At 57.6% G+C, this 9,223-nt stretch carries 11 protein-coding genes; 5 read left to right on the top strand and 6 right to left on the bottom strand.

Annotation, left to right across the window (positions count from 1 at the left end):
• On the top strand, positions 1-269 hold a 269-nt coding region (locus tag WCG50_RS15040; protein WP_336900418.1), incomplete at its 5' end, for a DUF3047 domain-containing protein.
• Between the two features lie 32 nt (positions 270-301).
• On the opposite strand, the gene WCG50_RS15045 is transcribed toward WCG50_RS15040, so the two are convergent.
• The 4 genes from WCG50_RS15045 to zwf form a co-directional block, all read right to left on the bottom strand.
• Complete coding sequence (locus WCG50_RS15045; protein ID WP_336900419.1) at positions 302-547, bottom strand: DUF2442 domain-containing protein; 246 nt, start codon at positions 545-547, stop codon at positions 302-304.
• An 11-nt stretch (positions 548-558) separates the two neighbouring features.
• Positions 559-843, bottom strand: a complete 285-nt coding sequence (locus tag WCG50_RS15050; protein ID WP_336900420.1) for a DUF4160 domain-containing protein — start codon at positions 841-843, stop codon at positions 559-561.
• A 158-nt stretch (positions 844-1,001) separates the two neighbouring features.
• The gene (locus WCG50_RS15055; RefSeq protein ID WP_336900421.1) at positions 1,002-1,850 is read right to left on the bottom strand and encodes an SIS domain-containing protein; all 849 of its coding nucleotides are present in this window, start codon (positions 1,848-1,850) and stop codon (positions 1,002-1,004) included.
• A gap of 62 nt (positions 1,851-1,912) precedes the next feature.
• Positions 1,913-3,379: a glucose-6-phosphate dehydrogenase gene (gene zwf / locus WCG50_RS15060; RefSeq protein WP_336900422.1), complete on the bottom strand. Its 1,467-nt coding sequence runs from the start codon at positions 3,377-3,379 to the stop codon at positions 1,913-1,915.
• Between the two features lie 118 nt (positions 3,380-3,497).
• Here zwf and tal point away from each other — a divergent pair, with 118 nt between their 5' ends.
• From tal to WCG50_RS15075, 3 genes are read left to right on the top strand one after another with little or no spacing between them, the layout of a single operon-like run.
• Positions 3,498-4,445, top strand: coding sequence for a transaldolase (tal, locus tag WCG50_RS15065; protein ID WP_336900423.1), 948 nt, complete (start codon positions 3,498-3,500; stop codon positions 4,443-4,445).
• 22 nt (positions 4,446-4,467) lie between these two features.
• Positions 4,468-6,036 carry a glucose-6-phosphate isomerase gene (pgi, locus tag WCG50_RS15070; RefSeq protein ID WP_336900424.1) on the top strand — a complete coding sequence of 523 codons (1,569 nt, stop codon included), beginning with the start codon at positions 4,468-4,470 and terminating at the stop codon, positions 6,034-6,036.
• A 25-nt stretch (positions 6,037-6,061) separates the two neighbouring features.
• On the top strand, positions 6,062-6,910 hold the full coding sequence (locus WCG50_RS15075; RefSeq protein WP_336900425.1) for a fumarylacetoacetate hydrolase family protein: 849 nt from the start codon (positions 6,062-6,064) through the stop codon (positions 6,908-6,910).
• Positions 6,911-6,976: 66 nt separating this feature from the next.
• Here the strand turns inward: WCG50_RS15075 and WCG50_RS15080 are convergent, their stop codons facing one another.
• A complete protein-coding gene (locus tag WCG50_RS15080; RefSeq protein WP_336900426.1) occupies positions 6,977-7,885 on the bottom strand; it encodes an alpha/beta fold hydrolase in 909 nt (302 codons plus the stop codon).
• A gap of 55 nt (positions 7,886-7,940) precedes the next feature.
• Between WCG50_RS15080 and WCG50_RS15085 the strand changes: the two genes are divergently transcribed.
• Complete coding sequence (locus tag WCG50_RS15085) at positions 7,941-8,444, top strand: hypothetical protein (protein ID WP_336900427.1); 504 nt, start codon at positions 7,941-7,943, stop codon at positions 8,442-8,444.
• Between the two features lie 249 nt (positions 8,445-8,693).
• Here WCG50_RS15085 and WCG50_RS15090 read toward each other — a convergent pair.
• Positions 8,694-9,223: TCP-1/cpn60 chaperonin family protein (locus WCG50_RS15090; protein WP_336900428.1), on the bottom strand; the 530-nt coding region annotated here is incomplete at its 5' end.

Raw genomic sequence — 9,223 nt, forward strand, 5'->3', positions numbered from 1 at the left:
TGATGTATGTGTGGTGCAACACCCGTGCGCCGGGCACCGTCATCGTCAACCCGCGTACCGACCGCATTCGTGAGATGGTGGTGGAGTCGGGCGCCAAGAACCTGAACCGCTGGCTGGACTACGAGCGCGATATTCGGGCCGATTTCGTCAAGGCTTTTGGCGAGCCCCCCGGCGCCTTGCTCGGCATCGGCATCATGACCGATACCGACAACACCCGCACTACCACGCAAGCCTGGTACGGCCAGCTCAAACTGGCGTCAGTCAAGTAGATGGCGGATGTATTACAGGGGTCAGATTCCAATTAAATCTGGGTAATTGGCTCACCTTTTAAGTACAGGGTATCTGGCGATAAATCTATATCGTCAGTCCAGACAACTGTGCCATGTTGTACATGGGCACGTTCAAACAATGCATCTATCTTCAACGCGGAAAATGCGGGGTAGTCGAGATAGGGCTTCATGTCAAAGCGGCGTAGTTCGCCGGTCTCAAATTCGGCTTGGAGACAGAATCCGGGTAAAGTCACAACGCTAACAACATCTGGGCTCATAGGTGCACCTCTCAACGCAGGGGATCAATCTTGAATGGCGTTTGACCGGTACTTGCCAAATGCCAATCTGCCATCAACTCATCCTGATGTAACTCAATCCAGGCTTGTACCAACTTCATCTGTCGTGATGGAAGGCTCCCTTCAATCACATCGCCGCTCGGAATGGCCAGCACGGTTTTGAAATCGTTGTAGCGGATATGGATGTGCGGCAAATGATGTTTTTGAGTATCCAATGCATACATCGCGACCAATATTCCATAAAACATGCTGATGGTGGGCATAGCTTGGTTTCTCATATGAATGTTTTTCAAGTCTAGCATTGCAGCCACGAATACGATATTTATGGTGCTAAATGCTCTGGGGTTCAAGCTGACGCTGCAGCCGGTATAGGCCCCATAAGTACTGCAAAATTAATAGCTGCTTACGCAAGTAGAACAAGGGCTAGAGCCCTATTTCACGTATAACGCTTGCTGCGCAGGTTGTTCTTCATTTCACGCAACAGGGGTTGCAAGGTGTCGCCGCCAATGCGCAAAGCGACGCAGGTGGCGAGGATGTCGATGATCATCAAATGCAGCAGGCGCGACACCATCGGGCTGTAGCGGTCGAAGCCTTCGGGGTGGTCGGCGGCCAGGTGAATGTCGCCCGCCGTTGCCAGAGGCGAGCCACTGGCAGTCAGGACGATGGTGGTGGCGCCGTTTTTACGGGCGATGTCGCAGGCGTCCATCAGGTCGCGGGTGCGGCCCGAGTTGGAGATCACCACCACGCAGTCGCCCGGCCTCAAGAGTGACGCGCTCATGACCTGCATGTGGCCGTCGCTGTAGGCAATGGTGTGTACGCCCAACCTGAAAAACTTGTGCTGGGCATCTTGTGCCACCACGCCGGAGTTGCCCACGCCGTAAAACTCGATACGTTTGCCGTCGTTATAGGCCAGCACCAGGGCGGTGACGGCTTTCTCGATGGCGGCGGTGCTGGCGTCGTTGCGGTATTTCAGAAATGCCGCCACGGTGTTGTCGATGACCTTGACCATGATGTCGCTGGTCTTGTCGTCCACATCGACGCTGCGGTGAATAAAAGGCACGCCCTCGCTCACGCTGCCCGCCAGTTTGAGCTTGAAATCCGACAAGCCGTCGTAACCCACGCTGCGGCAAAACCGCACCACCGTGGGTTTGCTGACATGGGCACGGTCGGCCAGTTCGGTGATGGGCTGCTTGGCAAAGCTGCGCGGGTCGCTCAGCACGAGCTTGGCCACGCGTTGCTCAGCAGGGGCCAGCGAGGGCAGGGCGGCTTTGATTCGGTCAAGCATTTATTTCAATTCTTTGTGGGACAGGCCGCCGTACTGCAAGTGCAAGCTCTGTCCTCAACCATTTAGGATTCCTCAGCCCAGCAAAAACCATCGCGGGCAATCATGGCGCTGGAGGCACTCGGGCCCCAGGTGCCGGCGGCGTAAAGGCGCGGGCCTTGCATGTCGTTTTTCCAGTGCTCCAGAATTGGCTCAACCCAGCGCCAGGCTTCAAATTGCTCGTCGCTGCGCACGAACAGGTTGAGGCGGCCGTCGATCACGTCGAGCAGCAGGCGCTCGTAGGCGCCCACGCGTTCCAGGCCAAAGCGCTTGTCAAAGTCCAAATCAAGTTGCACCGGGGCCAGCGTTTGGCTGGCGGTCTGGGCGCCCTGACGGTTGTTTTGGCCTTGCGCCAGCAGGTGCAACTCCAGCCCGTCTTTGGGTTGCAGGTTGATCACCAAGCGATTGGCCATGCCAATTTGCGAGTTAAAAATGGCGTGCGGCGTCGGCCGGAAATTCACCACAATGCGGGCATCGCGACCGGCCAGACGTTTGCCGGTGCGGATGTAAAACGGCACGCCAGCCCAACGCCAGTTGGATATTTCAGTGCGCAGGGCGACAAAGGTTTCGGTGTGGCTTTCAGGGTCAACCCCGGCTTCTTCGCGGTAGGCAGCAACCGGGGTGCCGTTGATGGTGCCGGCCGAATACTGGCCGCGAATCACGTCTTGAGACAGCGATTCAGCCGTCCAGGGCTTGAGCGAGCGCAGTACCTTGAGCTTTTCGTCGCGAATCGCATCGGCGTGCGAGTTGATGGGCGGCTCCATGCCGATGGCGCACAGCAGTTGCAGCGCGTGGTTTTGCACCATGTCGCGCATCGCACCCGTGGTCTCGTAAAACGCGCCGCGTTTTTCAACGCCCAGGTCTTCGGCGATGGTGATCTGGATATTGGCAATGTGCTCGCGGCGCCACAGGGGTTCAAACAAGGCGTTTCCAAAGCGCAGTGCAAACAGGTTTTGCACGGCCGGTTTTCCCAGGTAGTGGTCGATCCGGAAAATCTGGTTTTCACCAAAAATCTTGCGCACGGTCTCGTTGATGGCCCGGTTGCTTTCCAGGTCGTGGCCCAGCGGTTTCTCAAGCACCACACGGGTATTCGGGGTGTTGAGCCCGGCCACGGCAAGTTGCTCGCAGACGGTGGTAAACAGACTGGGGGCGGTGGCCACGTACATCACCACGGTGTCGGCATGGCGCAGGGAAAGTGATTCGGCCAGCGTGGCGTAGTCGTCGGGCTTGGATAAATCCATGCGGACATATTCAAGCAGGGCGGCAAAGCTGTTGAACTCTTCCACGCTGGGTCGTTTGTCCAATTCGACGTTAACGAATTTGGCGCAGATCTGGGCGCGGTATTGCGCGTCGCTCAGGTCTTCGCGGCCCACGCCGATGATGCGGCCGTCAGCGGGCAGTGTGCCGTGGCGAAAAGCCTGAAACAAAGCAGGCATTAATTTGCGCCAGGCCAGGTCGCCAGTGCCGCCAAACAAAACAAGGTCAAAGCTCATGATTTAAAGTTACATAAAATACGAGCTAGTAATGTAACTTTGTTTCACAGATAATTCAAGATTGCTTTAAATCAGTTTCCTATCGTTAACCCTACTTCATACTTTGAGCCCCACTAATATGAATCAACTCGACGCACTCAAACAATTCACCACCGTGGTGGCCGACACCGGCGACTTCAAGCAGATTGATGTTTACCGGCCGCAAGACGCCACCACCAACCCGTCGCTGATCTTGAAGGCGGTGCAAAAGCCCGACTACCAATCGCTGCTGCAAGAAACTGTGGACCAGTTCCGGGGGCGGCCGCTCGACGAGATCATGGACCGCTTGCTGGTGCGTTTTGGCTGCGAGATTTTGTCGATCATTCCGGGTCGCGTCTCGACCGAGGTGGATGCGCGCCTGAGCTTTGATACCAACGCCACCGTGGCACGGGGCGAGCGCCTGATTGAGTTGTACCAGGCGCAGGGCATCCACATTGACCGTGTGCTGATCAAGGTGGCGGCCACCTGGGAGGGCATTCAGGCGGCGCGGCAACTGGAGCAGCGCGGCATTCACACCAACCTGACGCTGCTGTTTTCGTTCTGCCAGGCGGTGGCTTGCGGTCAGGCCAAGGTGCAATTGATCTCGCCGTTTGTCGGGCGTATTTACGACTGGTACAAAAAATCTGCCGGCGCTGCGTGGGTCGAGTCTGACAACACCGGCGCCAATGACCCTGGCGTCAAGTCGGTGAAGCAGATCTACAACCACTACAAAAAGTTTGGCATTGCCACCGAGGTGATGGGGGCGAGCTTTCGCAATGTGGGACAAATCACGGCGCTGGCCGGTTGCGATCTGCTCACCATCAGTCCCGATTTGCTCTCCATTCTGGCCGCCACCAAAACTCCGCTTAACCGTGCGCTGGACGCCACCACCGCTCAGGCACTGGACTTGTCGCCGGTCCATTACGACGAAATGAGCTTCCGCTTTGCCCTCAACGAGGACGCCATGGCCACCGAAAAACTGGCTGAAGGCATTCGTGCGTTTTGCGTTGATGCCGGCAAGCTGGACCAGTTGTTGCTGTCCGCCTGATTTTTTACCCCAAGGATTTTTCATGACCCGTACCCGCTGTGACCGTACCCCCGCCTGGCCTGAACTTCAGGCTTCTTTTGAGTCAACAGGCTGTGCCTTGGATGTGCGCGCCGCGTTTGCAGAAGACGCCAATCGTTTTGAGACCTTCAGCCAGAGCGCACCGCACGTATTTGCAGATTTGTCCAAGAACCGAATAGACGCCGCCACGCAAGCCTTGTTGATTGATCTGGCGCGCCAGTGTGGCGTGGAGCAGCACCGCGACGCGATGTTTGACGGGGAAAAAATCAACACCACCGAAGACCGGGCGGTGATGCACTGGTTGTTAAGAAATCCGGCTCTAGCCCCCGTATTACCTGCACGAGTAGCTATTAAAAAGTTAGCGCCTGAGTTGACGCAAGTGCATGCAGTGCTGGACGCCATGCTGGCCTACGCGCAAACCGTGCGGGCCGATGACGCCATCACCGATGTGGTCAATATCGGCATTGGCGGTTCTGATTTGGGACCGCAAATGGCGGTGCTGGCGCTGGACGAGTTTGTGCTGCCGGGCAAACGGTTTCACTTCGTCTCGAACGTCGACGGGCACGAACTGGCCTCGGTGCTCAAACGCCTGAAACCTGAGAGCACGCTATTTTTAGTGGCCAGCAAAACCTTCACCACCATCGAGACCATGACCAATGCGCTCTCAGCCAAGCGCTGGTTTGAGGCCAGTGGCGGCACCGACATTGCGCGCCATTTTGCTGCGCTGACCACCAACGTGGCAGCGGCCAATGCGTTTGGCATCAGCACCACGTTTGGTTTTTGGGATTGGGTGGGTGGGCGTTATTCGATGTGGTCGGCGATTGGCCTGCCGCTGGCGATTGCGATTGGCGCCGACGGTTTCCGCGATTTTCTGGCCGGCGCGCACGACATGGACGAGCACTTCAGAACCGCACCGCTAGAGCAAAACCTGCCGGTGCGCTTGGGGTTGCTTGACGTCTGGTACCGCAATTTTCACGACTTCAGCAGCCGCAGCATCGCGCCGTACCACAGCGCTTTGCGCCGCCTGCCCGCCTATTTGCAGCAACTGGAAATGGAAAGCAACGGCAAGCAGGTGGACGCCAGCGGCGCAGCCTTGCCGTTTGGCACCTCGCCAGTGCTGTGGGGCGAGTCGGGCACCAACGGGCAACACGCGTATTTTCAGATGTTGCACCAGGGCACGGACGTGGTGCCGGTCGAGTTTGTCGCGGTCAAAACCCCCAAACACAGCTTGCCAGACCACCACAACCTGTTGCTGGCCAACGTGCTGGCGCAGGCGCAGGCACTGATGCTGGGCAAGGCCGACGCCGGTGGCCACAAAAACTTCCCCGGCAACCGGCCCAGCACCTTTCTGCTGCTTGATGAGTTGTCGCCCAAAACGCTGGGCGCGCTGATTGCCTTGCAGGAGCACCGCGTGTTTGTCAGCGGGTCGCTTTGGGGCATCAACAGTTTTGACCAGTGGGGCGTGGAGCTTGGCAAGGTGCTGGCCAAAGACGTGGAGCGGCGCCTGCTCAGTGGCGATGCCAGCGACCTCGACGCCAGCACCGCAGGCTTGCTGCTACGCTTGCGGTCCTGAACCTCACAAGTCTGCAAGGAACCCCATGAAACTCGTTCGCTACGGAAAACCGGGCAAAGAAAAACCAGGTCTGATCGATGCGCAAGGCCAGTTGCGCGACCTGAGCGCGGTGCTGACCGACATCGGGCCGGCACAACTCGGTGACGCAGCGCTGGCCAAGTTGCAGCGTTTGAACCCGGAGAAATTGCCCTTGGTAAAGGGCAAACCCCGACTGGGCAGCCCGGTGGCGGGCGTCGGCAAGTTCATCGCCATTGGCTTGAATTACGCCGACCATGCGGCCGAATCCGGTATGGCGCTTCCGGCGGAGCCCGTGGTGTTCATGAAAGCGACCAGCTGCATACAAGGTCCCAACGACCCCGTGATGTTGCCCAAAGGCTCAGTTAAGACCGATTGGGAAGTGGAGCTGGGTGTGGTGATTGGTACGCGGGCGCGCTACGTGTCGCAAAAGGAGGCGCTCATGCACGTGGCCGGTTATTGCACCGTCAATGATGTCAGCGAACGTACTTTTCAACTGGAGCGTGGCGGCACCTGGGACAAAGGCAAAGGCTGCGACACCTTCGGCCCGCTCGGCCCCTGGCTGGTGACGCGCGACGAGGTGCCGAATCCGCAAAAACTGGGCTTGTGGCTGGCCGTGAATGGCCAACAGGTGCAGACCGGCAACACCAAAACCATGGTGTTTGGCGTCGCCAAACTTGTCAGCTACGTGAGCCAGTTCATGACGCTGATGCCAGGTGATGTGATTACCACCGGTACCCCGCCGGGCGTTGGCATGGGCATGAAGCCGCCCCGATTTTTGAAGGCCGGCGACGTCGTTACGCTGGGGGTTGACGGCTTGGGCGAGCAGTGTCAGGCGGTGCTGGCTTTCAAAGTCTGAGTTATGAGGCTAATTGGCCTCTAGCCACCGTGCTGCAAGCGTGAGCAGCTATTTTTAACATAGCAGTCATGGCGCTTGCTGGCGGGCCACATAGTCGTGCATAAAGCGTTGCAGCGTGGCTTGGTACTGCGCCTGATCGACCTGGTTGAGGTCGCTGTGCGCGCCGCCTTCGATGGTGAGCCAGTGTTTGGGTGGGTTGGCAGCAACAAACAATTGTTGCCCCAGCCGGATCGGAATGGTGCTGTCGAGCGCACCATGCAGCATCAGCAAGGGCGCGTTGACGCGGGCTATTTTGTCAATCGACGCAAAGCGCTCGTTGTTGAACAGGTCCAGAAACCGGGTTAAATACCCGGCCTCGCGCGCGACGTCCGAGAAGCTGGTGAACGCTGACTCCAGAATTAGTGCGCCGTAATCAGTTGGTGAGCGCAGGCGGCTGGCCAGGTCCACCGCGACGCCGCTGCCCATGGAATGGCCGTAAATCACGCGCTGGGCCGCCCGCGGTTCGCGCCGTTGCAACTCGGCCCAAGCCAGATCGGCGTCTTGCAAAATGGTTTGCTCCGACGGAATGAGGGGCGTGCTCAGGCCCCAGCCCCGGTAGTCAACCGCCAGCACGTTGAAGCCAGCACTGCGCAGCGCCTCGATTTTGTGCAGGTTCTCGAACACGGTGCGAAACGTGCCATGCAGGTAGAGCAGGGTGGGTGCTTGCGGGTCGGCATGGTGCAACCACCAGAGTTCAATGCGCTGTGTCTCGGGCGGGGCTGCCGTGGTGTCACGGGTTGGTGTGGTCGACGGGACGGTGAGAAAAAAGCGTTGGTCGCCTGGGTGTCGTCCCACTACCTCTGTTGGGGCGCCTGTCGTGGGTCGGTAAATGATCTGGCGTTGGTGTGCGTCCAGCCAGGCGCAGCCGCTGGTCGAGATGAGCGAAAACACCCACAGCCAGCGCAAAAATCTGCCACCGCGTTTGAAATTAGTCAAAACGACTGCCGTTACACTGGATAGGCATTGCACCTTGAAATTCAAATCTGCACCCATGAAAAAATTAATTCCCCTCGTTTTTGGCCTGATTGTGGCCTACCTTCCGGTCGCGTCCATGGCCCAGCAAAGTTTCCTTGCCGATCTGGGCAAGGACAAAGTGGTGAGCTGGATGTTCAGCCCCTTGACCTACCATTTCTCAGAAGATCCTGAACACAAACCTGTGGTGATGGTGGGTCTGGAGCGTGAGTACCCCAACGGGAAGCTGGATGGGCTGACGGTTTTTGACAATTCATTCGGTCAACCGACTATTTATGTCTTCCCCTGGGGCGGTGTGTACAAGGCAATTGGCGGTATCGAACATTTATCCTTCAAGTGGACGGCGGGCATGATGTATGGCTACCGTGAACCTTATGAAAACAAGGTGCCGTTGAACTTCAAAGGTTTCTCTCTTGCGGCAATTCCAGCGATTGCGTATGAATTCAAACCCGGCTGGTCGGGTCAGGTGAATATTTTGGGTACGGCTGGTTTGATGTTTCAACTGAATGCGCCGTTCAACTAAAGTTCAAGGCTTGTTTTAAGGCTAATCATCCTGTAGCCCTCGTCCAACAAGCGTAAGTAGCTCTTAAATATATAGCAACAAAAAACCCCGCAGAGTTTGCACTTTGCGGGGTTTTTTGATTTTTGTCTGAAGCAGCAAAGCCACCCGACGCAGCATGACGATTCAGGGCTAGGCGCAAGGGCGTAGACAGTAGCATCGCTACGGCAAGCCCTTGCAACGACGCCCTGGATCGTCAGGCAAGGAGCACTCTTACATGCCCATGCCGCCCATGCCACCCATCCCACCCATATCGCCGCCACCCATGCCGCCGCCGTCAGCCTTTGGGGCTTCAGCCACCATGCACTCGGTGGTCAACATCAAAGAGGCCACAGATGCTGCGTTTTGCAGAGCCGTGCGGGTCACTTTGGTTGGGTCCAGGATACCCATTTCGATCATGTCGCCGTAGGTTTCGTTCGCAGCGTTGTAACCGTAGTTGCCCTTACCGGCCAACACAGCTGCCACCACCACAGAAGCTTCGCCGCCGCCGTTGAACACGATTTCGCGCAAAGGTGCTTCGATGGCCTTCATCACCAGTTTGATACCGGCTTGTTGGTCAGCGTTGTCGCCATGTACTTCACCGGCCATTTGCTTGGCGCGGAGCAATGCAACGCCGCCGCCAGCCACGATGCCTTCTTCCACAGCAGCGCGGGTAGCGTGCAGTGCATCTTCAACGCGGGCTTTCTTTTCTTTCATTTCGACTTCGGTGGCAGCGCCAACCTTGATCACGGCAACACCGCCGG

It is taken from the genome of Rhodoferax sp., assembly GCF_037143375.1.
In the GTDB taxonomy this organism is placed as follows: Bacteria; Pseudomonadota; Gammaproteobacteria; order Burkholderiales; family Burkholderiaceae_C; genus Rhodoferax.